The sequence below is a fragment of the Streptomyces chilikensis genome, assembly GCF_001642695.1.
Classification (GTDB): Bacteria; Actinomycetota; Actinomycetes; order Streptomycetales; family Streptomycetaceae; genus Streptomyces; species Streptomyces chilikensis.
Genome location: NZ_LWCC02000005.1, coordinates 2378757 through 2402866, shown reverse-complemented (window position 1 = coordinate 2402866; position 24110 = coordinate 2378757). Strand labels below are relative to the sequence as shown.

General features: G+C 72.5%; 21 protein-coding genes, 2 tRNA genes and 1 pseudogene. 9 read left to right on the top strand and 15 right to left on the bottom strand.

All coding sequences use genetic code 11. The features are described from left to right. Positions 1-56: 56 nt before the first annotated feature. Positions 57-794 (bottom strand): DUF5324 family protein, encoded by a 738-nt coding sequence (locus tag A2U95_RS10840; RefSeq protein ID WP_166021933.1) that lies wholly within the window; start codon positions 792-794, stop codon positions 57-59. A 269-nt stretch (positions 795-1063) separates the two neighbouring features. Here A2U95_RS10840 and A2U95_RS10835 point away from each other — a divergent pair, with 269 nt between their 5' ends. Both A2U95_RS10835 and A2U95_RS10830 read left to right on the top strand, forming a co-directional pair. Next, a complete protein-coding gene (locus A2U95_RS10835) occupies positions 1064-1585 on the top strand; it encodes a peptidylprolyl isomerase (protein WP_166021932.1) in 522 nt (173 codons plus the stop codon). 127 nt (positions 1586-1712) lie between these two features. Then, positions 1713-2597 carry a rhomboid family intramembrane serine protease gene (locus A2U95_RS10830; RefSeq protein WP_166021931.1) on the top strand — a complete coding sequence of 295 codons (885 nt, stop codon included), beginning with the start codon at positions 1713-1715 and terminating at the stop codon, positions 2595-2597. Positions 2598-2854: 257 nt separating this feature from the next. Here A2U95_RS10830 and crgA read toward each other — a convergent pair whose 3' ends face one another. Beyond that, on the bottom strand, positions 2855-3112 hold the full coding sequence (crgA, locus tag A2U95_RS10825; protein ID WP_166021930.1) for a cell division protein CrgA: 258 nt from the start codon (positions 3110-3112) through the stop codon (positions 2855-2857). A gap of 162 nt (positions 3113-3274) precedes the next feature. Between crgA and A2U95_RS10820 the strand changes: the two genes are divergently transcribed. From A2U95_RS10820 to A2U95_RS10805, 4 genes are all read left to right on the top strand, one after another. Next, the gene (locus tag A2U95_RS10820) at positions 3275-4069 is read left to right on the top strand and encodes a DUF881 domain-containing protein (RefSeq protein WP_166021929.1); all 795 of its coding nucleotides are present in this window, start codon (positions 3275-3277) and stop codon (positions 4067-4069) included. Between the two features lie 101 nt (positions 4070-4170). Then, the gene (locus tag A2U95_RS10815) at positions 4171-4332 is read left to right on the top strand and encodes a hypothetical protein (RefSeq protein WP_166021928.1); all 162 of its coding nucleotides are present in this window, start codon (positions 4171-4173) and stop codon (positions 4330-4332) included. Further along, positions 4329-4967 (top strand): aminodeoxychorismate/anthranilate synthase component II, encoded by a 639-nt coding sequence (locus tag A2U95_RS10810; RefSeq protein WP_166021927.1) that lies wholly within the window; start codon positions 4329-4331, stop codon positions 4965-4967. Before A2U95_RS10815 ends, A2U95_RS10810 begins: the two co-directional genes overlap by 4 nt. Then, positions 4964-5548, top strand: a complete 585-nt coding sequence (locus A2U95_RS10805; RefSeq protein ID WP_166021926.1) for a hypothetical protein — start codon at positions 4964-4966, stop codon at positions 5546-5548. Before A2U95_RS10810 ends, A2U95_RS10805 begins: the two co-directional genes overlap by 4 nt. On the opposite strand, the gene A2U95_RS10800 is transcribed toward A2U95_RS10805, so the two are convergent. From A2U95_RS10800 to gmd, 3 genes are all read right to left on the bottom strand, one after another. Beyond that, entirely contained in the window at positions 5527-6213 is a 687-nt protein-coding gene (locus A2U95_RS10800) for a hypothetical protein (RefSeq protein WP_166021925.1), read from the bottom strand. The genes A2U95_RS10805 and A2U95_RS10800 overlap by 22 nt on opposite strands. A gap of 119 nt (positions 6214-6332) precedes the next feature. Further along, positions 6333-9056 carry a DNRLRE domain-containing protein gene (locus tag A2U95_RS10795; RefSeq protein WP_166021924.1) on the bottom strand — a complete coding sequence of 908 codons (2724 nt, stop codon included), beginning with the start codon at positions 9054-9056 and terminating at the stop codon, positions 6333-6335. 150 nt (positions 9057-9206) lie between these two features. Next, the gene (gene gmd, locus A2U95_RS10790) at positions 9207-10220 is read right to left on the bottom strand and encodes a GDP-mannose 4,6-dehydratase (RefSeq protein ID WP_166021923.1); all 1014 of its coding nucleotides are present in this window, start codon (positions 10218-10220) and stop codon (positions 9207-9209) included. 137 nt (positions 10221-10357) lie between these two features. On the opposite strand from gmd, the gene A2U95_RS10785 reads away from it, so the two are divergent. Then, positions 10358-11308 carry a GDP-L-fucose synthase family protein gene (locus tag A2U95_RS10785; RefSeq protein WP_206282855.1) on the top strand — a complete coding sequence of 317 codons (951 nt, stop codon included), beginning with the start codon at positions 10358-10360 and terminating at the stop codon, positions 11306-11308. Positions 11309-11331: 23 nt separating this feature from the next. Here the strand turns inward: A2U95_RS10785 and A2U95_RS10780 are convergent, their stop codons facing one another. Together A2U95_RS10780 and A2U95_RS10775 are read right to left on the bottom strand one after the other, a co-directional pair. Next, on the bottom strand, positions 11332-12834 hold the full coding sequence (locus A2U95_RS10780) for a sugar transferase (RefSeq protein WP_166021921.1): 1503 nt from the start codon (positions 12832-12834) through the stop codon (positions 11332-11334). A gap of 336 nt (positions 12835-13170) precedes the next feature. After that, positions 13171-13243 (bottom strand) — tRNA-Ala (locus tag A2U95_RS10775). Between the two features lie 199 nt (positions 13244-13442). Between A2U95_RS10775 and A2U95_RS10770 the strand changes: the two genes are divergently transcribed. Then, a complete protein-coding gene (locus A2U95_RS10770) occupies positions 13443-13997 on the top strand; it encodes a helix-turn-helix domain-containing protein (RefSeq protein ID WP_166021920.1) in 555 nt (184 codons plus the stop codon). Positions 13998-14103: 106 nt separating this feature from the next. Here A2U95_RS10770 and A2U95_RS10765 read toward each other — a convergent pair whose 3' ends face one another. After that, the gene (locus A2U95_RS10765; RefSeq protein ID WP_240957272.1) at positions 14104-14232 is read right to left on the bottom strand and encodes a DLW-39 family protein; all 129 of its coding nucleotides are present in this window, start codon (positions 14230-14232) and stop codon (positions 14104-14106) included. Between the two features lie 304 nt (positions 14233-14536). Between A2U95_RS10765 and A2U95_RS10760 the strand changes: the two genes are divergently transcribed. Further along, positions 14537-15901 (top strand): DUF6344 domain-containing protein, encoded by a 1365-nt coding sequence (locus A2U95_RS10760; protein ID WP_166021919.1) that lies wholly within the window; start codon positions 14537-14539, stop codon positions 15899-15901. Here the strand turns inward: A2U95_RS10760 and A2U95_RS10755 are convergent. From A2U95_RS10755 to A2U95_RS32615, 7 genes and pseudogenes are all read right to left on the bottom strand, one after another. Next, positions 15890-15966: transfer RNA gene (locus A2U95_RS10755), tRNA-Ile, on the bottom strand. The two genes, A2U95_RS10760 and A2U95_RS10755, sit on opposite strands and share 12 nt — an antisense overlap. A gap of 111 nt (positions 15967-16077) precedes the next feature. Beyond that, on the bottom strand, positions 16078-16806 hold the full coding sequence (locus A2U95_RS10750; protein ID WP_166021918.1) for a DUF3566 domain-containing protein: 729 nt from the start codon (positions 16804-16806) through the stop codon (positions 16078-16080). A gap of 20 nt (positions 16807-16826) precedes the next feature. Beyond that, the gene (gyrA, locus tag A2U95_RS10745; RefSeq protein ID WP_166021917.1) at positions 16827-19520 is read right to left on the bottom strand and encodes a DNA gyrase subunit A; all 2694 of its coding nucleotides are present in this window, start codon (positions 19518-19520) and stop codon (positions 16827-16829) included. 53 nt (positions 19521-19573) lie between these two features. Further along, positions 19574-21628, bottom strand: a complete 2055-nt coding sequence (gyrB, locus tag A2U95_RS10740) for a DNA topoisomerase (ATP-hydrolyzing) subunit B (RefSeq protein ID WP_166021916.1) — start codon at positions 21626-21628, stop codon at positions 19574-19576. A 586-nt stretch (positions 21629-22214) separates the two neighbouring features. Then, positions 22215-22814 (bottom strand): DciA family protein, encoded by a 600-nt coding sequence (locus tag A2U95_RS10735; protein ID WP_166021915.1) that lies wholly within the window; start codon positions 22812-22814, stop codon positions 22215-22217. After that, a complete protein-coding gene (gene recF / locus A2U95_RS10730) occupies positions 22811-23932 on the bottom strand; it encodes a DNA replication/repair protein RecF (RefSeq protein WP_166021914.1) in 1122 nt (373 codons plus the stop codon). The genes A2U95_RS10735 and recF overlap by 4 nt, the downstream gene beginning before the upstream one ends. An 86-nt stretch (positions 23933-24018) precedes the next feature. Then, positions 24019-24110 (bottom strand): annotated as a pseudogene (locus tag A2U95_RS32615) (6-phosphogluconate dehydrogenase); the annotation flags it as partial.

Below are 24110 nucleotides of genomic sequence, written 5' to 3'. Positions count from 1 at the left end.
GGGCCCGCGGGGTGATGTTCCACGTGAAACATCACCTGCGGTGCGACGTCCGGAGATCAGCGGCGCTCCTCGTCTTCCGGCGAGGCCGGCGTGTTCTGCTCGCCGACCGACGAGGGGCCCGTCGTCTCGTCGGTGCGGACGTCCTCCGGGGTCGGGGCCACGGGGCCGCTGCTGTCCGCCTCCGACAGGCTGCTCGCGTCGTCGGGGACCTCGGTGGCCTCCGGCGGCTCGACCAGCCAGTCCGGGTTGGCCTGCTTGTCCCACCACTGCCAGGCGGCGAACGCCGCGGCGCCCAACAGCCCCACCAGGGCGGTCTTCTTGGTGAAACGGCCCACCGCGGACCGCCGGCGCCGCTTCCTCACCAGGCGCTCGATGTCCCGGGGGGACACCTGCCCGCGCAGTGCGGCCAGCGCGGCGGCGCTCCGCGCGGTGGCCTCCTCCTTGACCGGGCCCGCGTTGGCACGGGCCTGTTCGATGACCGGACGTGAGGCCTCCACGGCCTGCTGGGCCGCCAGCTTCGTGCGCAGTGCCGCCTCACGGGCGGCCGAGTCGACCTTGGCCGGCACGTAGGCGGAGGCCTGGGCCAGTCGCGGAGCCACATGGGCGCCGTACTGGGTACGGGCCTGCCCGGCGGCCTGCGCCACGACCGGCGCGAGCCGTACGCGCGCCTCGTTGGCGTACTGCGCGGCCCTGACCCTGGCCGTGTCGGCGTAGGGAGCCAGCGCCTGACCGGCGTGCAGCACGCTGTCCTTCGCCGAACCGGTCCGGGCGCGCGCGCAATTCTTGCGGGTCACGGGTTCCTCCTCCTCGGTGGCGTACGGTTTCCATCGGCTTTCCACCCTTTGTCGGATCATGCCTGTGAGCGCCGTATCAGGCATGCCACATCGGGCATCCGGGTCACGATCCGAGCCTCGACGGCCGAAAGGGACCGCTTGTGGAACAAGTCGTCCGACAACGCGCAAGCGAAACCACCCGATCCGCTGTGGACAGCGACCGGTGCCCGCCTCCACAGGCAGGGCGTGGGAGTATCGAGTCAGTCACAGACGACAACGGAAGGCAGATCGTGGCCGAGCAGCTCTACGCCACCCTGAAGACCAACCACGGCGACATCGAGATCCGGCTCTTCCCGGACCACGCGCCCAAGACGGTCAAGAACTTCGTCGAGCTCGCCAAGGGCGAGCGCGAGTGGGTCAACCCCGCCACCGGCCAGAAGACGACCGACAAGCTCTACGACGGCACCGTCTTCCACCGGGTCATCAGCGGCTTCATGCTGCAGGGCGGCGACCCGCTCGGTAACGGCACCGGCGGTCCCGGTTACCAGTTCGAGGACGAGTTCCACCCGGACCTGTCCTTCAACAAGCCGTACCTCCTGGCCATGGCCAACGCCGGCCCGGGCACCAACGGTTCGCAGTTCTTCATCACGGTCGCCCCGACGACCTGGCTGAACCGCAAGCACACCATCTTCGGTGAGGTCACGGCCGGCCAGAAGGTCGTCGACACCATCGCGGAGATCCGGACCAACCCGCGCACCGACCGCCCGGTCGAGGACGTGGTCATCCAGTCCGTGGTGATCGAGTCCCGCTGACCCGGGACCGGCGGGGACCCGCGAGGGAACCTTTCGCCCCGCTCGCCCGCCCAGGGCGGGCGGGGCGGTACTGTTTCCGCCCGCCGCCGCTCGACGAGGTGCGGGGGCAGGGAGTGAGGGGAACGGGATGACCGCGGGAAACGGCCCGGGCGGCAACGGTCCGGGCGGCAGCGATGCGGGAGGCCAGGAGCAGGGCCACACCCTGCCCGGCTGCTACCGCCATCCCGGGCGCGAGACGGGGATACGGTGCACCCGCTGCGACCGGCCCATCTGCCCGGACTGCATGATCGACGCCTCGGTCGGCTTCCAGTGCCCGGAGTGCGTGCGCGACGGGGCGAAGAACGGTTCCTCGGCGCCGCGGACGCTGACCGGAGCTCCCATGGTGGCGGACACCCGGCTGGTCACCAAGATCCTCCTCGGGCTCAACCTCGCCGTCTTCCTCGCCGTCCAGGCCGTGCCCGGTCTCGCCGAGCGCCTGGTGCGGTGGCCTGCGGGCATCGCCCTGCTGGGCGAGTGGCACCGGCTGGTCACCTCCGTCTTCACCCACGTCGACCTCCGGCACATCGCCCTGAACATGCTGACCCTGTGGCTGGTGGGCGGACCGCTGGAGGAGGCGCTGGGACGTGCCCGGTACCTGACGCTCTACCTGGTCTCCGGTCTGGCGGGAAGTGCGCTCGGCTACCTGCTGATGCCCCCGGACAGCACCGCGCTGGGGGCCTCGGGCGCGACGTTCGGCCTCTTCGGCGCCCTGCTGATGCTCCAGCGCAGGCTCGGCCGCGACCTGCGGCCCGTTCTCGTGCTCCTGGTCCTCAACCTGGCGATGCCCTTCCTCCCGGGTACCTCCATCGGCTGGCAGGCCCACGTCGGCGGGCTGGTCGCGGGCGGCGTGATGGGTTTCGCCATGCTGCGGGCGAAGGGCCCTCGGCGGACGCTGGTCCAGTACGGAAGCTGCGTCCTGGTGTTCGTGGCAGCCGTGGTCATCACTCTGTTGAGAACCGCTCAGCTCACCTGAGCCATCGCCCAGAGTCACAGCTCTGTCCACAGGTTGGAGTCGGCTCCGGCCCTACCTGGGAAAACACTGAACCCCCTGCAGTCGCCCGCGATTTTCGCAGGTCAGACCAAGGGGGAACAGATTTTCGAGCAGTGAGGGATCGGTCACATCCGGACCGGAACCCCAGAGTTATCCACAGATCCGCCTATGTTTTCCACCTGTGGATAACTCCTGTGGACAACACGGCCGTTGTGGGGCGGAGGCGAGGGCTCAGGCCCTTACTTCCACTGCGTGGAGACCGCGAACCCGGCGGCGATGAAGCCGAAGCCCACCACGATGTTCCAGTTGCCCAGCGCATCGAGCGGCAGCGAGCCGTCCGTCACGTAGAAGACGACGATCCAGGCCAGCCCGATGAGGAAGAGCGCCAGCATCACCGGAGCCACCCAGGCGCGGTTGGTCAGCTTGATCGCCGCCGGCTGCGTCCTGGCCGCGGGCGGCGTGTAGTCGGCCTTCTTGCGGATACGTGACTTCGGCACGAGGGTCTCTCCTGTCGATGCGCTGCGTGCCGCGCTGGAACGGTGCACGCTCCGGGGCAGCTGCTAAGGGATGTTCAGGTGTTCAACAAAGGGACGACCGAGCACTCCCCCGGGCGTCCGTTAGCGTAGTGCTTCCGCGGCGCCGAAGGAGACAAGGGTACGTTGAGCAATTCTGCCGACTCCCCGGGGACGGGCACCAGCCCCGGCCGCTCCCGGTTCCGTCCGGTGAGGGTCCTCACACTGACCGTGTTCGTCTTGGCCGGGCTGCTCTTCGCGACCAGCTTCCACACCGCCAAGGGCACCAACATCCGCACCGACGACTCCCTGCTGCGCCTGTCGGACCTGATCCACGAGCGCAGCCGGGAGAACGCCGGGCTCCAGAGGTCCAACGCGGCCCTGCGCGAGGAGGTCGACGCGCTGGCCGCCCGCGAGCACGGCGCGACGGACGCCGAAGACGCCGAGCTCAAGGAGCTGGAGCGGGCCGCCGGCACCGAGCCGGTCAAGGGCGAGGCGGTCACCGTCACGCTCAACGACGCCCCGCCGGACGCCACCGCGAAGCTCCCCGGCTACCCCGAGCCGGAGCCCGACTACCTGGTCATCCACCAGCAGGACCTGCAGGCCGTGGTGAACGCCCTCTGGAAGGGCGGCGCCGAGGGCATCCAGGTCATGGACCAGCGGCTGATCTCGACCAGCGCGGTGCGCTGCGTGGGCAACACCCTGATCCTCCAGGGCCGGGTCTACTCCCCGCCGTACAAGATCACCGCGGTCGGCGACCCCGAGCGGCTGCAGAAGGCCCTCGCCGAGTCCCCGGCCGTCCAGAACTACATGATCTACGTGAACGTCTACGGACTGGGCTGGAAGGTCGAGGAGGACGGCAACCGCACCCTGCCCGGTTACACCGGGGCGGTGGACCTCCAGTACGCCCGGCCCGCCGGAAACGGGTCGCCGAGGCCCTAGTCTGGTGGCAGTACGGCTCCGTGGTGCACGCGTGCGTACGCGACCCGCGCGACCCGCGCGACGAACGTGACGAAGGTGACGAAGGGGAGGGGTAGGTACCCGTGTACGGCTGGATCTGGCGGCATCTGCCGGGCAACGCGTGGGTGAAGGCCCTGCTCTCGCTGCTCCTCGTACTGGCCGCGGTGTACGTGCTGTTCCAGTACGTCTTCCCGTGGGCCGAACCGCTTCTCCCCTTCGGCGATGTGACGGTGGACGAACAGTGAGCGCACGGATTCTGGTCGTCGACAACTACGACAGCTTCGTCTTCAACCTCGTCCAGTACCTGTACCAGCTGGGCGCGGAGTGCGAGGTGCTGCGCAACGACGAGGTGAGCCTCGCCCACGCCGGGCAGGGCTTCGACGGCGTACTGCTGTCGCCCGGTCCGGGTTCGCCCGAGGAGGCCGGGGTCTGCGTCGACATGGTGCGGCACTGCGCCGCGGCCGGGGTGCCGGTCTTCGGCGTCTGCCTCGGCATGCAGTCGATGCAGGTGGCCTACGGCGGCGTGGTGAACCGCGCGCCGCAGCTGCTGCACGGCAAGACCTCCCCGGTCGAGCACGAGGGCGAGGGCGTCTTCGCCGGCCTGCCCTCCCCGTTCACCGCCACCCGGTACCACTCGCTGGCCGCCGACCCGGTGACCGTCCCCGACGAGCTCCGGGTGACCGCGCGGACCGCGGACGGCATCGTCATGGGCCTGCGTCACCGCGAGCTGCCGGTGGAGGGCGTGCAGTTCCACCCAGAGTCGGTGCTGACCGAGCACGGGCACCGGATGCTGGCCAACTGGCTGGCCGAGTGCGGTGACCCGGAGGCGGTGGCGCGCTCGGAGGGACTGGCCCCGGTCGTCGGCAGGTCCACGGCGTGACCGGGTGGCGCCCCGAGGACGACGAGACGGTGGCGCTGCGCATACCCCCGGCCTCCCCGGGGAGCCCCGCCGGCCCGCCCGGCGTCGCCGGTCCGCCGGGCACCGGCGCGCCCGGAACCGATCCGTCCGGCGTTGCGGTGCCGGACGGCCCGCTCCCGTACGCCGTCGGGCCCCTGGACCCGTCCAGCACCATGCGGCTGACCACCGTCCCCCCGGCCGGCGCCGGCGCGTCCGGGGACACGGGGTCCGCCGGGACCGGGCCGTCCGGGGCGGGGGCCTCCCCCGGGACTGAGTCCTCCGAGGACACGACGGGGTCCACCGGGACGCCGCCCGCGGAAGGCGGCCGGGCGGCGCGCAGACGGGCCCGGACGGCCGGGGCCGCGGCGGCGGGGGGCGGCGCGGCCCGCCGGGCGGACGGCTCCGCGGACCACCCCGAGGAGCAGCCCTCGGAGCACCCCGAGGACCGCCCCGCGGAACGGGCCGCGCGGAGCCCCGCGGAGCAGCCGGCGCAACGGGCCGCGCGGAGCCCCGAGGACCGCCCCGCCGACACCCCCTCGGCTCAGTCCCGCAACCAGGCGTAGCACCCGGAGGAGACCAGCCGGGCGGCCCCGGACGGCACCGTCATGGTGTACGTGCCGTCCTTGCGGCCGCCGGTGCCGGGCCCCGCGGCCAGTTCCTCGCCGCCGGCTCCGGTGACGCTCCAGGTGCAGGACGGCGCCGCCGACGCGGTCCGGTACCCACCGGCCGCGGGCTTCCCGTGGGTGCCGTCCGGGTAGCCCTCGCCGGCGGCCTCCAGCAGCGGCCCGTGCTCCGGGCAGAGGTGGGTGACGGCCGGTTCGGCGTTCGGGACCTCCCCGGTGACCAGGGCCGCGACCGCCGCGTCCCGGTCGTGCTTCGCGGTCCGCCCGATCCGCTGGCAGGCCTCCTTGCCGAGGTCCAGCACGGCGGCCGGTTCCATCTGCTCGGGCACCCGGCCGCTGAGGTACTCCTTCTCCTTCCCGGAGAACTCCCCGGAGCCCTTGGGCGCCTTGATCTCCGCGTCCGGCAGCACCGGCGCCGGGGACCCCGGCGTCCCCTGCCCCGGTGTCCGGACGCCGGAGGAGGGCCGTCCCGCCGCCCGGTCGTCCGGTTCCCGGGCGGCGGCCGCGGACGGGTCGGGGCCGCCGGAGGAGGAGCAGCCGCAGAGCACGGGCAGCAGGCCCAGGGCGATCAGGGCGGCGGCCGCCGCCAGCGGGTGGTTGCGCATCGGTCTCCTGCTTTCTGCGCCGCACGCGGGAGGTGCGGGACGTGCCTCGGTACGGACCGGCCCGGCGGCCCCCGCGCGGTCGGGCGACCGACGGGGTGCCACCGGGCCGGGGTGCCGCCCTACTGGGGCGAGAAGGTGAGGACCAGCCGCGGTGTGCCCGAGGCCGCCGGGGCCTCGCTGGACCACAGCCACAGCGCGTCCGTCCCGGCGGACGTCAGCGCCACGCCGTACTGCCCGCCCAGTGCGGCGCGCAGCGCGGCGACGTCCAGTTCCACGGCGGCGGCGGAACTCGGCGCGGTCGGCGGGGTGAGCGTGCCCAGCGTGGCCGGGCCCAGCGCGGGCCTGGTGTTCCACGTGGTGCCCTCCTCGGTCCAGTCACCGGTGACCGGCCTGACCGGGACGGCGTCGGCCGAACCGGCCGACGCGGAGGAGTCCGTGCGGACCTCCAGCGCCGCACCGGTCAGCACCGTCCCGGCCGGCGCCTGGGGCAGCTCGAACCGCAGGTACGCCTCGTACCCGGAGCTGCCCCGGACCGCCAGTGAGGTGGCGGAGCCGTAGGCGGTGCTCTTGGAGCCCTCGTTGACGTAGGTGTCCTCGGACGCCTGCACGGAGGTGATGGTGTCGCCCTGCCGGGTGGCCGCCTGGTGGTGCGCGGCCACCCGGGCGGCGGGGAGCACGGTCGGGTAGACCGCGGTCTCGTCGAGCCGGCCGGCGAAGTTGTCGCTGCTGGGACGCGACGGCCAGCCGCTCAGGTTGTCGCCGCCCACCCGCCAGTAACCGGCGTAGTTCTGGTGCGTGGTGAACAGGGAACTGCCGGCGACCCGGGCGCCGTCGACATAGAGCGTCATGCCGCCGGGACCCTGCGTGCCGACCACGTGGTGCCACTTGCCGTCGTTGTAGCGGGCGGGGGAGGACACCGTGTTCGTGGAGCTGCCGCGGGCGCCGAAGAACAGCCGCCCGTCGTTGGCCATGTAGATGTGCTTGTCGTAGCTGCCGCTGTTCCTGGTGGTGTTGTTGCCGAAGCCCACCAGCTTGCCGCCGCGCGTGGTGGTCGTGCGGAACCAGGTCTCCAGCGAGTAGGCGCTGCCGACGGTGGTGCGGCGGTCGCCGTGGAGGCGGTCGTCGGTGCCGTCGAAGCCGTACGAGGTGCCGTTGCCGGCGGTCGCGCCCGCCTCGCCGAGGGCGGGGCCGCCGCTCATCACACCGCTGTGGTCACCGGCCGAGGAGTCACCGACGTACGGCGTGGTCCTCTCGTCGTGACGCCAGTACAGGTCCGGCCCGTCCGCCAGGACGGCTGCGGCGTAGGGCTCGGCCGTCCTGGGCACGGTGACGCTCGTGGTCGCCGACAGCGCGCTGGTGTTGCCCACCGGGTCCGAGGCCGTCACCCGGTAGGTGTACGTGGAGCCCGGGGTGACGGTGGTGTCGGTGAACGAGGCCTGCGGCCGCTCCCAGTACACGGAGTCGGCGTCCACCGTCGCGAGCGGCGTGCCGGAGCCGTTGCGGTAGATCCTGTAGACCAGCCGGCTGTCGTCGTTGTCCAGGCTGGTCCGCCAGCGGACCTTGACCTTGCCCGGCGCCACCGCGTCCGCGCCGATCACCGGGACGGTGGGCGCGCCCACGTCACCGGTGGAGGCGAACCGTGTCAGCCCCTGTGCGGGCGCTCCGTTGACGGTGGTGAACTCGCCGCCGGACCACAGGTACCGCACGCCGTCCTTGGAGGAGACGGTCAGGGCACGCGGGCCGATGCTCTCGCCGAGGCCGTCGTTGGTGTCCGGGAACCAGCCCAGCTTGGCGGTCGAGGTGGTGGGCTGGGCCAGGAAGTGCTGGCGCCGCCCGTCGGGGAACTCGCCGACGCCCGAGCAGTCGTGGGCGTGCGAGGCGCTGTAGAGGACGTCCTGGTGGGACTCGACGGCCTGGGTGGCGCCCAGGCAGGTGTCCCGCCAGCGCTGGTCGAAGGTGCCGAGGTCCAGGGCGATCCGGCCGTCGAAGACGCCGCCGCCGGTGCCCTCGTTGCCGGTGTAGAAGCCCGTCCCGTCGGTGTCGATGTCCTTGACCACCGAGGCGGTGGGGATGAACCCGGACCCGTAGGCCCGCTTCACCGCGCCGCTGGCCGCGTCCACCACGGCCAGGGCGTGCGAGTTCTGCCCGTTGACGGTGAAGAAGTCACCGCCGAGCAGGGCGTGCCGCCCGTCCGGCGTGATCTCGATGGCCCGGCCCGGCTCGTCCACGTTCGCGGTGAACGGCCGCACCGCCCCGTTGCCCGCGTCCACGGCCGCGAAGCGCTCGCGCGGCTGGCCGCTGACGCTGGTGAAGTCGCCGCCCGCGTACACCGTGTCCTCGGTGACGGCCAGCGCCCGCACGGTCGCCGGGAAGGCGGCGTGGAAGCCGCTCCTGGGCGTGCACGTGTCGATGTCGATCGCGGCGACGCTGGACACCGCGGTGCCGTTGACCGCGCCGAAGTAGCCGCCCACGTACAGCGTCTCCTCGTCGGGCGAGACGGCCAGCGCGCGGACGGTGGCGGTGCCGGAGGACACCGTGAAGGACAGGTCGCAGTCGGTGGGCGCGCCCGTCGCGGCGTCCAGCGCCACGAAGTTCAGTGCCTCCCGCTCACCGCCCGTTCCCCCCTCGGGGGGACGCACCGCGGAGAAGGTGCCGCCGGCGAAGACCACGCCGTCCGCCTGGGCGAGCGCCCAGACGATGCCGTTGGTCTGCCAGGTGGGCAGATCGTCCGCGGTGAAGGCGACCGACTCGCTGATCGCGGCGGCCTGTGGCGCCACGACGGCCGTGAGGCCGGCCGCGAGCACCGTCGCGAGGGCCGCGCTCAGCCCTCTCGTTCTTCTCATCGAACCCCCAAACAAACGGCCCTGGGGCCGCCCCTGACACGTCCGGCGGGCCGCCGGACGCGCTCTCCCTCGGTGTCCGGCCGGTGCCCGTCCCCCCGGGACGCCGGCCGGACCGTGCGGTGACCGGCCCGTCCCGGACCGGTCGCCGGCTCAGCGGTCGACGCGCACCGCGGTGCCCGCCAGCTCGGCGTTCACCTGCCGGACGTCGGCGTCGACCATGATCCGGGCGAGTTCCTCCACCCTGACCCCGGGCTTCCAGCCGAGCAGCCGCTCGGCCCTGGAGGCGTCGCCGATCAGGGCGTCCACCTCGCTCGGACGCTCGTACTTGGCGTCGTGACGGACGTGCTCGCGCCAGTCCAGCCCCGCGTGCCCGAACGCCGTCTCCAGGAACTCGCGCACCGTGGCCGCCACCCCGGTGGCCACCACGTAGTCGGTCGGCTCGTCCTGCTGGAGCATCCGCCACATGGCGTCCACGTACTCGGGCGCGTAGCCCCAGTCGCGGACCGCGTCCAGGTTGCCCAGGTAGAGCTCCTGCTGCAGACCGGCCTTGATGCGGGCCACCGCACGGGTGATCTTCCGGGTCACGAAGGTCTCGCCCCGGCGCGGTGACTCGTGGTTGAAGAGGATGCCGTTGACCGCGTACATGCCGTACGCCTCACGGTAGTTGACGGTGGACCAGTAGGCGTAGACCTTGGCGGCACCGTACGGGCTGCGCGGGTGGAACGGCGTGCGCTCGTTCTGCGGGGGCGGCGTCGCGCCGAACATCTCCGAGGAGGACGCCTGGTAGAAGCGGGTGTCGATGCCGGCCGCGCGCACCGCCTCCAGCAGCCGCAGCGAGCCCAGTCCGGTGGCGTCGCCGGTGTACAGCGGGGCGTCGAAGGAGACCCGCACGTGCGACTGGGCGCCCAGGTTGTACACCTCGTCGGGCCGTACCTCCCGCAGCAGGTTGACCAGGGCGACGCCGTCGCAGAGGTCGGCGTGGTGCAGCACGAAGCGGCGGCCGGGCTCCTGCGGGCCCTGGTAGATGTGGTCGATCCGCTCGGTGTTGAAGCTGGAGGAGCGGCGCACCAGGCCGTGCACCGTGTACCCCTTCTCCAGCAGCAGCTCCGACAGGTACGAGCCGTCCTGGCCGGTGACCCCGGTGATCAACGCGGTCCTGGTCATCAGTGCATCCCCTCCCCGACGGGCCGGAGGACCGGCCTCGCCCCGTGCTCGGCCGCACGTCCCGCACGCGAACGGTACGTACGTAAATCCTCTGGATCGCCCGGGATTCGCCCCGGGCTGCTGGCATGATCCGGTGCATGACACTTCTTGCGCCGCAGTCCCGGATATTCGTGGCCGGCCACCGCGGGCTGGTGGGTTCCGCGGTGGTCCGCCGCCTCACCGCCGACGGCCACGAGGTCCTCACCCGCGGCCGCGCCGACCTGGACCTGCGGGACGCCGCGGCCACCGCCGCCCACCTCGCCGGCATCCGCCCGGACGCGGTGGTCCTGGCCGCCGCCAAGGTGGGCGGGATCATGGCGAACAGCACCCGCCCGGTGGAGTTCCTCGAGGACAACCTGCGGATCCAGCTGAGCGTGATCTCCGGCGCGCACGCCGCCGGGGTGGGCCGGCTGCTCTTCCTGGGCTCTTCGTGCATCTACCCCAAGCTGGCGCCCCAGCCGATCCGCGAGGACGCCCTGCTCACCGGCCCGCTGGAGCCCACCAACGAGCCCTACGCCCTCGCCAAGATCGCCGGCATCTGCCAGGTCCGGTCCTACCGGCGCCAGTTCGGCGCCTCCTGGATCAGCGCCATGCCCACCAACCTCTACGGGCCCGGCGACAACTTCGACCTGGAGACCTCGCACGTCCTGCCCGCGCTGATCCGCCGGTTCCACGAGGCCCGGGAGTCCGGCGCGGACCACGTCACCCTGTGGGGATCCGGCTCCCCGCGCCGCGAGTTCCTGCACGTCGACGACCTGGCCTCGGCCTGCGTCCGGCTGCTGGAGGCCTACGACGGCGACGAGCCGGTCAACGTCGGCTGCGGGGAGGACCTGACCGTCCGCGAACTCGCCGGGACGGTGGCCGGCGTCACCGGCTTCACCGGCGGGATCCGCTGGGACACGTCCAAGCCGGACGGGACGCCCCGCAAGCTGCTGGACGTCTCGCGGCTGACCGGACTCGGCTGGAAGCCGTCGATCGCGCTGCGCGAGGGCATCGACGGCACCTACCGCTGGTGGCTCTCCGAGGGCGCGGGCGCCTCCCGCGCCTGACTCCGGCCGCACCGTCCGGGTCCTCAGTACGCTCCGCGGCCGTCGACGACGGCGCGGAGCGTCCGGCTGAGCACGTCGAGGTCGCTGACGAACGACCAGTTGTCCACGTAGTGCAGGTCGAGCTGGACCGTCTCCTCCCAGGACAGGTCCGACCGCCCGCTGACCTGCCACAGCCCCGTCATGCCGGGCCTGACCCGCAGCCGGCGCAGCGCGGTCGCGTCGTATCCGGCAACCTCCTCGGGCAGCGGCGGACGCGGTCCTACCAGGGACATGTCACCGAGGAGGACGTTGAGGAGCTGCGGCAGCTCGTCCAGCGAGGTGCGGCGCAGCAGGCGCCCCACCCGGGTCACCCGCGGGTCGCGGCGCATCTTGAACATCAGGCCGTCGTTCTCGTTCCGCTCCGCCAGTTCGCGCTTGCGGGCCTCCGCGTCCACCGCCATGGTGCGGAACTTCCACATGACGAACAGCTCCTGGTCGCGGCCGATCCGCTGCTGCCGGTAGAACACCGGACCGCGCGAGTCCAGCGTCACGGCCAGCGCGACCAGCGCCAGGAGCGGGGAGAGCACCAGTAACCCGAACGCGGCCCCGCAGCGGTCCAGGGCTCCCTTCAGCGCCTGCTGCACCCCGCCGGGCCCCTGCGGGGGAGCCACCTTCAGCACGGTGAGACCGGCCACCGAACCGACCTCCAGGCGCTTGCCGGAGACCTCCACCAGGCCGGGCGCCAGCGCCACCTCGATCTCGGCGTCCTGCAGCGCCCACACCAGGTGCCGCAGCGCCGGGCCGGAGAGCCGGGCGCCCGGCGCCAGCAGCACCACGTCCGCCCGGTGCCGGCGCACCGAGTCCACCAGCGTCCGCCCGGCCCGCGCGCCGGACACCGGGTCCGGGTCGGCGGGAGGGTCGAGCCGTTCGGCGCCGGGGGCGTCGCCGCCGACCGCCACCGTGCCGACCACCGCGTAGGGGTGGTCGGTGCGGGAGTCGAGCCGGCCCGTCACCACCGGCAGCGCCCCGGCCTCCCCCACCACCAGCACCCGCAGCACCGCCTGCGCGGCGCGCCGGGCCCCGGCCAGGTGGGCGTGGACCACGCGCCGGACGAAGAGGGACAGGAGCAGGGCGGGCGCCAGCGCGGCCAGGACGACGAAGGGGTCGACGACCGTACGGACGCCGACCCCGATCACCGCGAGGACCGCGAGGGCGATGAGCCAGTCGTGCAGCACCGGCACGGCGCCGCGCGACTCCCCCACCTCCTCACGGAGGTAACGGCGTCTCGCGCCCCGCACGGCGAGCCAGGTCAGGACGGAGGTCACGGTCACCGGCCCGGCGGCGGGCTGTCCCGTCTGCGTCAGCGCCCAGGGCACCGACACGGCCGGCACCACGGCGTCCACGCCGATCAGCGCGGGCGCGTACCAACCCGGCTTGTCCCGCAGGCCGATGACCCGCGGGAGGACCGTTTCCCCACGGAGAGTCCGGCGGGTACGGGACCTGCCGGTCTCGCGTATGCCCACGGATGTCCGAGCGTCCCCCACCATCCACACGCCCCCCAGGCCGAGTGGCCCCGGTCGGGGGCCACCGTGTGCGCGCGGACCCATCCCCATGAACTCCGCACGGACGGCACCGTACTGCACGGAGAAGTTGTCCAGAGGGGTTTTACCCTGATTTCACGTGCATGCTCACGTCAAACAGGACGAACCAGGCGTCGGCGGACGTATCAGGTGAAGCGCAAGGGGCGCACGCGGGCGGGCGGGGGGCACGGCCGGCGCCCGCCGTCGGAGGACTCCGCGTCAGCACGCGGCGGCGGCACGCGAGAAGCCCTCCCGACGGGGAGGGCTTCAGGGTTCCGGCGACGCGGAACGAAGGACGTGCGGTGGAGCCTAGGGGAGTCGAACCCCTGACATCTGCCATGCAAAGACAGCGCTCTACCAACTGAGCTAAGGCCCCTCAATGGCGGCGTCCGCCCCGAAGGTGTGAACCACCGGTGCGAGCCGACGACCAGACTACCCGGTCACCCCCGGTATCCCGCAAAAGGATTGGTCAACCGGGGCGGCCGCAGGGTCCCGACCGCCCGTCCCCCTCCGTAAGATTCGGTACGTGGTTCGCTCGAGCGAACCCTGTACATGGGGAAGCGATGGGGAGACGCATGGACGCCGCACAGCAGGAAGCCACCGCACGGGCGCGCGAGCTGCAGCGGAACTGGTACGGGGAGCCTCTGGGGGAGCTCTTCCGGCGACTGATCGACGACCTGGGACTCAACCAGGCGAGGCTTGCGGGTGTGCTCGGCCTGTCCGCGCCCATGCTGTCCCAGCTGATGAGCGGACAGCGGGCGAAGATCGGCAACCCGGCCGTGGTGCAGCGGGTGCGGCTGCTGCAGGACCTGGCGGCCCAGGTGGCCGACGGCAGCGTCAGCGCGGCCGAGGCGGCCGAGCGCATGGAGGAGATCAAGAAGTCCCAGGGCGGTTCCATGCTGAGCGCCACCGCCCAGCAGGCCGCGGTGAGCCCGGCGGGCGCTCCGACGGTGAAGAGGGTGGTGCGGGAGATACAGAGTCTCCTGCGTTCGCTGGCCGCGGCCGGCGACATCATCGAGGCCGCCGACCGGATCGGGGAGAGCCACCCCGAACTCGCCGAGTTCCTCCGGGTGTACGGCGCCGGGCGCACCGCGGACGCGGTGGCCCACTACCAGGTGCACCAGAACTGAGGTCCAGGACCGGTACGGGACCGGCCCCCGGCCGGCCCCCGGACACACGAAACCCCGGCCGCCTTCGGGCGACCGGGGTTTTCGCGTGGTTTCGGCAACCGCCGTCTCAGGAACCGCTGGGCACCGAGTCGGTGGCCTCGGTCCACAGATCCTGCTCGGCGCGGTCCGCCTGGATCTGGCGGTACACGAGGAGACCGCCGATGGCGGCCAGGGTGACCAGGAGAAGCTTCTTCACCGCGCGACCTCGTCTTTCCTTGACGTAGAAGACCTCTGGACGCCCGACTATACACACCGGCCGATACCGAACGGTGACCAAGGGGCGGTCACCCAACTCCCCTGCGGACGGCCCCTGTCGCCGGGGTCCGGACCGGCGGCGCCGGAGCGGCGCGCGGACTTCGGCCCCTGCCGGGCCGTGCGCCCGTCCGGGTGGTGTTCATCGGACCATCGACGCGCCACGGGCGCAGGTCCCACGGATCGCGACGCTCATACACATCATGAGGAAAGTACGCAAATCGCCCCACCCGAATGTGAGGTCATCCATGGCCGGAACCCAGGTCAGGAAGATGTGGCAGGTGCTCGTCTCCGCGGTCCTCGCGCTGTTCACGGCGCTGGGACTCGTCTCCGCGACCGCCGCGACGGCGGTACCGCAGAGCGGGCCGGCCCGCAACGGCGGACGCCGTGACGGCGGGGGCGGCCGGGCGGACACCGCCCCGGCGCCCCGCGCGGAGACGACGGCCACCGTACCCCGCCAGGCCGCGCGGAGCGGCGCGTGGCCGGTGGACCGGGCCCTGCCCCCCACGATGAAGCAGCGGATCCTCGCCGAGGCGCACGGCGGCTCCCCGCACTCCCGCTCCCGTTCCACCGCCGGCGCCGGCCTCCTGGTCCCCGCCGCGCTCCCCACGGCCCCCGCCTCCGCCTCCGACACCGCCTCCCGCCGCGACGGCGCCGACCGCCCGGCCGACCCCACCGAGCAGGAGCCGGCCATACACCCCCGCGCCCTCCCCTCCGGCGCCCCGCTCCCCACCACGGCCACCACGGCCGCCGTCGTCGCCTCCCCCACGCACCGGCAACCGGTTCCGGCCACCGCCACCGCCACGGCCACGGCCACGGCCACCGCCACGGGCACCACCACGATCGCCGCCACGGCCGCACCCGGCGAGGCCCGCCCGGCCCCACGGGGCACCACCACCGCCTCGCCCCACGGGACGGCGAACCGGCTGTCCCCCGCCGCGCGCCGCCTCCGCACCGCGCCGGACCGCGGAACGGCCACCAAGGCCCTGCCGCAGGCCGCGGGCGCCTGCCGCACCGCCCTCGCCCGGCGGGCCGCCACATCCGCCCGTGGCGCTCCCTCCACCGCCCCGGCGACCGCCGCCCGGCCCTCCCCCGCAGTCCGGTCCTCCCCGGCCCTCACGACCGCCCCCACGGATCGCCACGACCGCCGCACCGGTCCGGTGCGCCCCCGCTCCCCGCACGGCCACAGGCCCCACCGCACGTTCCCGCGGCGGACCCCGCACGGCCTCACCGGCCCACCCGGGCCACCGCGCATCCGCCCCACGCCACCGGGGCCCCCGCACCGAGGCCCCGCGGACGCCGTTCCGGAACTCCCGCCGCGCCTCCGGCCCGCTCCCCCGCCGCTCCCGCCCCGGCGCGGCACCGTCCGCCCCTCCGCCGCTCCACGGCACCCCGCGTCCGCGCACGGGAGCGTCTCCCCGTCCGCGCGCCCCGCCCCACGCCGTCACAGCCCGCCGTCACCCGGCGGGCCGGCGGCGTTCTCCGTCGTGCCCCCGGGGACCGGCACCGCGGGCCTGGGACGACCGCCCGCCGCCGAGCCGGTCCACAGGGGCCGGAGATGCCGAAGACCCCCGGTCCATGTGGACCGGGGGTCTTCGTGCTGGTGGGGCTAACAGGATTTGAACCTGTGGCCTCATCCTTATCAGGGATGCGCTCTAACCAACTGAGCTATAGCCCCGCCGCGCTGTGCGGTGTGTGTCCCGCGCGCTGACTCCTGAAGATTAGCGCACGACATGCGAACTCCCAAAATCGGTTCTCGCAGGCCCGCCGCGCCAAGCTCCCGGACGTGCTACTCGTCCTCGGCGAGCGTGAGCTCCACGCCGCCGACGAACCCGGCGGACAGGTTGTAGATGAAGGCGCCCAGCGTGGCCAGCGCCGTCATCAGCACCACGTTCACCGCCGCGATCACGGCGCTGAACATCAGCACGTTCGGCAGCGACAGGAAGGCCTGCAGGTCGAAGCCGCTGGACCCCTCGGAGCCGGTGGCCTCCGCGATGGTCCCGCCGACCGTGGAGAAGACGCCCATCGCGTCCATCACCAGCCACAGCACGGCCGAGGCCACCACCGTGCAGATGCCCAGCGCGATGGAGAGCAGGAAGCCGACCTTCATCACCGACCACGGGTCGGCCTTGGCGACCCTCAGCCGCGCCTTGCGGGTGCGCGGCACCGGCTTCGCCCCGGTCCGCGGCCGGCGCACCGCGGTGGCGGGCACGGCGCCCGCGGCGTCCGCCTCGTAGGCCTGCGGCGGGTGGTACGGGCCCGCGGCGCCCTGCTGCCCCTGCCGCTCCCCGGGCAGCGGCGACGTCGGCAGCGGCGTCACCTCGTGACGCCCCTGCGCCTGGGCCTGGCCGGGCTGCTCGTAGGGCTGGGTGGGCTGGGTCACGGTTCCCCCCTGGGATCCATGGGTCTGGTGGTCACCCGTCGCCCGCTGCGACGGGGTCTGCTCGTGCGCGAAGGAGCCACGGCCGCCGCCGTCGGTCTCCCCACCGGTCGGTCCGGCGCCCGTGGCTCCGTTCACGCTCGTCTCACTCCTCGTGCCTACTCGGCCGAGGGCGCCTCACCCTCGTCCGCGCCGGTCGTCCCGGCCTCCGCCGTCGTCCCGGCCTCCGCGCTCGTCGCGTCGGACCCGGCGTCGACGGCGCCCTCGGCGGTCCCGGCGGTCTCGTCGACGTCGCCGTCGACCTCCTCCGCCTCGCGTCCCGCCTCGGCGTTCCGTGCGATGCCGACCACCGCGTCACGCTTGCCCAGGTTGATCAGCTGGACGCCCATGGTGTCACGGCCGGTTTCCCTGACCTCGCTCACCCGGGTGCGGATCACGCCGCCGGCCTGCGTGATGGCGAGAATCTCGTCGCTCTCCTCCACCACCAGCGCGCCGACGAGCGACCCACGGTCCTCGACGATCTTGGCAGCCTTGATGCCGAGACCGCCACGGCCCTGCACCCGGTACTCGTCGACGGCGGTGCGCTTGGCGTATCCGCCGTCCGTCGCGGTGAACACGAACGTACCCGGTCGCACGACATTCATCGAGAGCAGTTCGTCGCCCTCGCGGAAGCTCATGCCCTTCACGCCCGAGGTCGCGCGGCCCATCGGCCGCAGCGAGTCGTCCGTGGCCGTGAACCGCAGGGACTGCGCCTTCCTGCTGATGAGGAGCAGGTCGTCGTCGGGGGAGACCAGCTCGGCGCCGATCAGCTCGTCGTCGCTGCCGTCGTCGAGCTGGCGGAGGTTGATCGCGATGACGCCGCCGGAGCGCGGCGAGTCGTAGTCCTTCAGCGAGGTCTTCTTCACCAGGCCGCTCTTGGTGGCGAGCACCAGGTACGGGGCGACCTCGTAGTCGCGGATCGCGCGGATGCCGGCGATCTGCTCGTCCGGCTGGAAGGCCAGCAGGTTGGCCACGTGCTGGCCGCGGGCGTCCCGGCCGGCGTCCGGCAGTTCGTACCCCTTGACCCGGTAGACCCGGCCCTTGGTGGTGAAGAACAGCAGCCAGTGGTGGGTGGTGGACACGAAGAAGTGGTCGACGATGTCGTCTTCCTTGAGCTTCGTGCCGCGCACGCCCTTGCCGCCGCGCTTCTGGGCGCGGTAGTCGACGGTCTTGGTGCGCTTGATGTAGCCGCCGCGGGTGACCGTGACGACGATGTCCTCCTCGGCGATCAGGTCCTCGATGGACATGTCGCCGTCGTAGGGCACCAGCTTGCTCTTGCGGTCGTCGCCGAACTTCTCCACGAGGGCGGCGAGTTCCTCGCTGACGATGCCCCGCTGGCGGACCGGGGAGGCCAGGATCTCGTTGTACTCGTTGATCTTCGCCTGGAGCTCGTCGTGCTCCTGGATGATCTTCTGGCGCTCCAGCGCGGCGAGCCGGCGGAGCTGCATCTCCAGGATCGCGTTGGCCTGGATGTCGTCGATCTCCAGCAGGCTCATCAGGCCCTCGCGGGCCACCTCCACCGTGTCGCTGCGGCGGATCAGGGCGATGACCTCGTCGATCGCGTCCAGGGCCTTGAGCAGGCCGCGCAGGATGTGGGCGCGCTCCTCGGCCTTGCGCAGCCGGAAGCGGGTCCGCCGGACGATGACCTCGATCTGGTGCGTCACCCAGTGCCGGATGAACGCGTCCAGCGAGAGGGTGCGCGGCACGCCGTCGACCAGGGCCAGCATGTTGGCGCCGAAGTTGGTCTGCAGGTCGGTGTGCTTGTACAGGTTGTTGAGGACGACCTTGGCGACCGCGTCCCGCTTGAGCACGATGACCAGGCGCTGGCCGGTGCGCGAGGAGGTCTCGTCGCGGACGTCGGCGATGCCGCCGATCTTGCCGTCCTTGACCAGGTCGGCGATCCGCTGGGCCAGGTTGTCCGGGTTGACCTGGTAGGGCAGCTCGGTGACCACCAGGCACTGGCGGTTCTGGATCTCCTCGACCTCGACCACGGCGCGCATGGTGATCGAGCCGCGGCCGGTGCGGTAGGCCTCCTCGATGCCCTTGCGGCCCACCACCAGGGCGCCGGTCGGGAAGTCGGGGCCCTTGATCCGCTCGATCAGCGCGTCCAGGAGGTCCTCGTGGGAGGCGTCCGGGTTCTCCAGGTACCACTGGGCGCCGGCCGCGACCTCGCGGAGGTTGTGCGGCGGGATGTTGGTCGCCATGCCGACCGCGATGCCGGCCGAGCCGTTGATCAGCAGGTTCGGGAAGCGCGACGGCAGGACGGTCGGCTCCTGGGAGCGGCCGTCGTAGTTGTCCGTGAAGTCGACGGTCTCCTCGTCGATGTCGCGGACCATCTCCATCGACAGCGGCGCCATCTTGCACTCGGTGTACCGCATGGCCGCGGCCGGGTCGTTGCCCGGGGAGCCGAAGTTGCCGTTGGAGTCGACGAGCGGCATCCGCATCGACCACGGCTGGGCCAGGCGGACCAGGGCGTCGTAGATGGAGGAGTCACCGTGCGGGTGGTAGTTGCCCATCACGTCGCCGACGACGCGGGCGCACTTGTAGAAGCCCTTCTCGGGCCGGTAGCCGCCGTCGTACATGGCGTACAGGACGCGGCGGTGGACGGGCTTGAGACCGTCCCGGACGTCGGGCAGCGCACGCGAGACGATGACGGACATCGCGTAGTCGAGGTACGAGCGCTGCATCTCCGTCTCGAGCCCGACCGGCTCGATGCGCATCGCGACGTCGCCCCCGTCGGTGGGGTCGACGGCGACGGCCTCGGGGGCGTCGCCGGCGGGGTCGGGGGTGACGGGAGTGTTCTCGTCGGCCATTGCTGGTGAAGATCCTTCCTGGTGCGGTCAGCGACTGCTCAGCGGTGACCGACTCAGATGTCGAGGAAGCGGACGTCCTTGGCGTTGCGCTGGATGAAGGCGCGGCGCGCCTCGACGTCCTCGCCCATCAGGACGGAGAACAGGTCGTCGGCCTGGGCGGCGTCGTCGAGGGTGACCTGGCCGAGGACCCGGTGCTCCTGGTCCATGGTCGTGATCCGCAGCTCCTCGGCGTTCATCTCGCCGAGGCCCTTGAAGCGCTGCACCGAGTCGTCCTTGATCCGCTTGCCGTTGCTGCGGCCGAGCTCGATCAGGGCGTCGCGCTCACGGTCCGAGTACGCGTACTCGAAGTCGTCCCGGCCCCACTTGATCTTGTAGAGCGGCGGGCGGGAGAGGAAGACGTGCCCGGCCTCCACCAGCGGCCGCATGAAGCGGAACAGGAAGGTCAGCAGCAGGGTGTTGATGTGCTGGCCGTCGACGTCGGCGTCCGCCATGAGGATGATCTTGTGGTAGCGGAGCTTGGAGATGTCGAAGTCCTCGTGCACGCCGGTGCCGAAGGCGGAGATCAGCGCCTGGATCTCCTGGTTCTGCAGGATCTTGTCGATCCGCGCCTTCTCGACGTTGAGGATCTTGCCCCGGATCGGGAGGATCGCCTGGTACTGCGGGTTCCGGCCGGACTTGGCGGAGCCGCCGGCGGAGTCGCCCTCGACGATGAAGATCTCGCACTTGACCGGGTCGTTGGACTGGCAGTCGGCCAGCTTGCCCGGCAGCGAGGCGGACTCCAGCAGGCCCTTGCGGCGGGTCAGGTCGCGCGCCTTGCGGGCCGCGACGCGGGCCGTGGCGGCCTGGATGCCCTTGCGGATGATGTCCGCGGCCTCGTTGGGGTTGCGGTCCAGCCAGTCGGTGAGGTGCTCGTGGACCACGCGCTGCACGAAGGTCTTGACCTCGGTGTTGCCCAGCTTGGTCTTGGTCTGGCCCTCGAACTGCGGCTCGCCCAGCTTGACCGAGATGATCGCGGTCAGGCCCTCGCGGATGTCGTCGCCGGTGAGGTTGTCGTCCTTCTCGCGGAGCAGCTTCTTGTCGCGCGCGTACTTGTTGATCAGCGTGGTCAGCGCGGCGCGGAAGCCCTCCTCGTGGGTACCGCCCTCGTGGGTGTGGATGACGTTGGCGAAGGAGTAGACGCCCTCGCTGTACCCGCCGTTCCACTGCATCGCGACCTCGACGGAGAGCTGGCGCTCCTTGTCCTCCGCCTCGATGTCGATGACGGTCGGGTGGACCATCTCGCCCTTGCGGGAGTTGAGGTACTTCACGAAGTCGACGATGCCGCCGTCGTACTTGTACGTGACGGTCTTGACCTGCGGCTGGTCGTCCGCGCCGGCCTCGTCCGCGCCGGCGGTGGCCTTCGCGGTCTCCCGCTCGTCGGTCAGGCTGATGGAGATCCCCTTGTTGAGGAACGCCATCTCCTGGAACCGGCGGGAGAGGGTCTCGAAGGAGTACTCCGTGGTCTCGAAGATGTCCGGGTCGGCCCAGAAGGTGACCGAGGTGCCCGTCTCGTCGGTGGCCTCGCCCTTGGCCAGCGGGGCCGTCGGCACGCCCGCCTTGTAGTCCTGCGTCCAGACGAAGCCGTCGGTCCTCACCTCGACCGAGACCCGGGTGGACAGGGCGTTCACGACGGAGACGCCGACGCCGTGCAGACCGCCGGAGACGGCGTAGCCGCCGCCGCCGAACTTTCCGCCCGCGTGCAGGACGGTGAGCACGACCTCGACGGCCGGCTTCCCCTGGCCCGGGACGATGCCGACGGGGATGCCGCGGCCGTTGTCGACGACCCGGACGCCGCCGTCGGCGAGGATGGTGACGTCGATGGTGTCCGCGTGGCCGGCCAGCGCCTCGTCGACGGAGTTGTCCACGACCTCCTGCACCATGTGGTGCAGGCCACGCTCACCGGTCGAGCCGATGTACATGCCGGGCCGCTTGCGGACCGCGTCCAGCCCTTCGAGCACCGAGATCGCGCTCGCGTCGTACGAGGCCGGGCTGCCCTCGGCGGTGGTGGACGGAATGTTCTCGTTGGGGTTGCCGGAATCGGCCACGAAGCGCCCTTTCTGGCACAGCACAAGCCGTACTCGCGGCCGATGACCTGACCGGAGCGGCTGCGGCATGTTGCGGTTTTTAGGCCTGGATCAGCGTTGCTCGGTGTGTGTCCCACAAGTGGGGCGGTATTGCGCTCCATTCTACCGCTAGCGCCGACACTGATGGGCCGTTGCGGGCACCTCAGTTCGCATGTGCCGCCCTGAACCGGACCGCACCGACTCCCCATATGCGGGACGGGGCTCCAAGAGCCTCACAGCGGCACTCAGCGCTTCGCCTTGTCAACCCGTGGCTACCGGAGGGTCACCTTCTACGGCGCCCGGCTCGAACGCGTGCTCCCACCTTGTTTCCGGGGGCCGGGCATGCCATTCCTGCGGGGCCCGGCACCGCCGCCCGCCGCCGTCACCGCACCGACGGCGGCGGGCGGGACGCCGTTCCGTCCGCCGTTCCGCCCGCGGGCAGCCGTGCCGCCCAGGGCGAGGGGGTGCTCCCCGGACGGAGATCCTCGGGGAGGTGGGCGCGTGCCTCAAGCACCCGGGTGACGGCACCGGCGGAGGCGCGCACCGGCGGCGGGCGGGACGCGGACAGGACCCGCGGCCCGGGCGGGGGGAACTACCAGTCGTGACCGCCGCGCGCGCCCGGTGCCCGAAGCGGCCCGTAGCGCGGCCGCACCGACCCCGCCGGCCCCAGCACCTTGATGACCCGCACCGCCCCGTGCCCCAGATCCCCGTTGAGCCGCGCCACCAGCTGCGGAGCGAGCAGCCGCAGGTTCGCCGCCCACGCCGAGGAGTCGCACCGCACGACCAGCACCCGCTCGTCCTCGTCGTACCGCTCCGGCACGCAGTGGTTGGCCACGTCGTCGCCCACGATCTGCGGCCACCGCCCCACGACCCCGCCGACCGCCGCCGGCCGCTCCCAGCCCCGTTCGGCCACCAGCCGGTTGATCGCGGCGCCGAGCGCCATCGGGTCCCGCCCGTCGCCCCGGGAACCGGACCGCACGCCGCGCCGCCCTGCCCCCGCGCCCTTGCCCTGCCGCGCCGCCTCGCCCCGGGCGCGCGCCTGCTCCCGGGCGGCCCGCAGGGCGACCCGCGCCAGGTCCACGCCGGACGGCTGAGCCGCCTTCCCACCGGCCCCGGCCCCGGCCCCGGCCGCGGCCGCGGCTCCGGTCCCGGCCGCGGCTCCGGAGCCCCCGGTCCCCGCACCCGTCGTCATGCCCGCTCCACCGTCCCCTCGGTGACCCGGAACCGCGCCCCGGTCAGCGCCGACGGCACGTCCTCGTCCACCGCCGCCGTCACCATCACCTGCTCGGCCGGCGCGACCAGCTCCGCGAGCCTGTCCCTCCGTCGCGCGTCCAGCTCGGCGAAGACGTCGTCGAGGATGAGCACCGGCTCGTTGCCCTCGGCCCGCAGCAGTTCGTAGGAGGCCAGCCGCAGCGCCAGCGCGTACGACCAGGACTCCCCGTGCGAGGCGTACCCCTTGGCCGGCAGGCGCCCCAGCCGCAGCACCAGGTCGTCCCGGTGCGGTCCGGCCAGCGTCACACCGCGTTCGATCTCCTGCTTGCGCACCCCGGCCAGCGCCTCCAGCAGCTGCCCGTACAGCTCCTCACGGGTGTGCCCCTCACCGGGCGCGGACGCCTTGTACTCCAGGGCGACCGGGCCGCCGCCCGGGGCGAGCTGCTCGTACGCCTTGTCCGCCAGCGGCTGCAGCACGGCGATCAGATCCAGCCGCTGCGCCAGCAGCTCGGCACCCACCTGGGCCAGGTGCTGGTCCCAGATGTCCAGCGTCGACATGTCCATGTTGCGCCCGCCGTGGCGCCGGGCGAGGGCGGCGGACTTCAGCAGGGTGTTGCGCTGCTTGAGCACCCGCTCGTAGTCGGACCGCACGCCCGCTATTCGCGGGACCCGCGCGGTGACCAGCTCGTCGAGGAAGCGACGCCGTTCCCCGGGGTCGCCCTTGACCAGCGCGAGGTCTTCCGGCGCGAACAGCACGGTGCGCAGGATCCCCAGCACGTCCCGCGGCCTGACCTGCGACGACCGGTTGATCCTCGCCCGGTTGGCGCGGCCCGGGTTGAGCTCCAGCTCGATCAGCTGCTGCCGGTCGCCCTGCCGCACCTGGGCCCGCACGATCGCCCGCTCGGCGCCCATCCGCACCAGCGGGGCGTCGGAGGAGACCCGGTGGCTGCCCAGCGTCGACAGGTAGCCGACGGCCTCGACCAGGTTCGTCTTGCCCTGCCCGTTGGGCCCCACGAACGCCGTGACGCCCGGGCCGAGGGGGACCTCGGCCCGGGCGTACGAGCGGAAGTCGGCCAGCGAGAGATGCGTGACATGCATGGACGGGCGCCGACCTCCCCGGCGTGGACTGCTAGGCGGTGCCGGGGTCCCGCCCTGCTGCGGGCAGGACCCCGTCGTGCTGCGGGTTACTTCTGCGTGACCGCGTGGCCGCCGAACTGGTTGCGCAGCGCGGCGATCATCTTCATCTGGGGGGAGTCCTCCTGGCGGGAGGCGAACC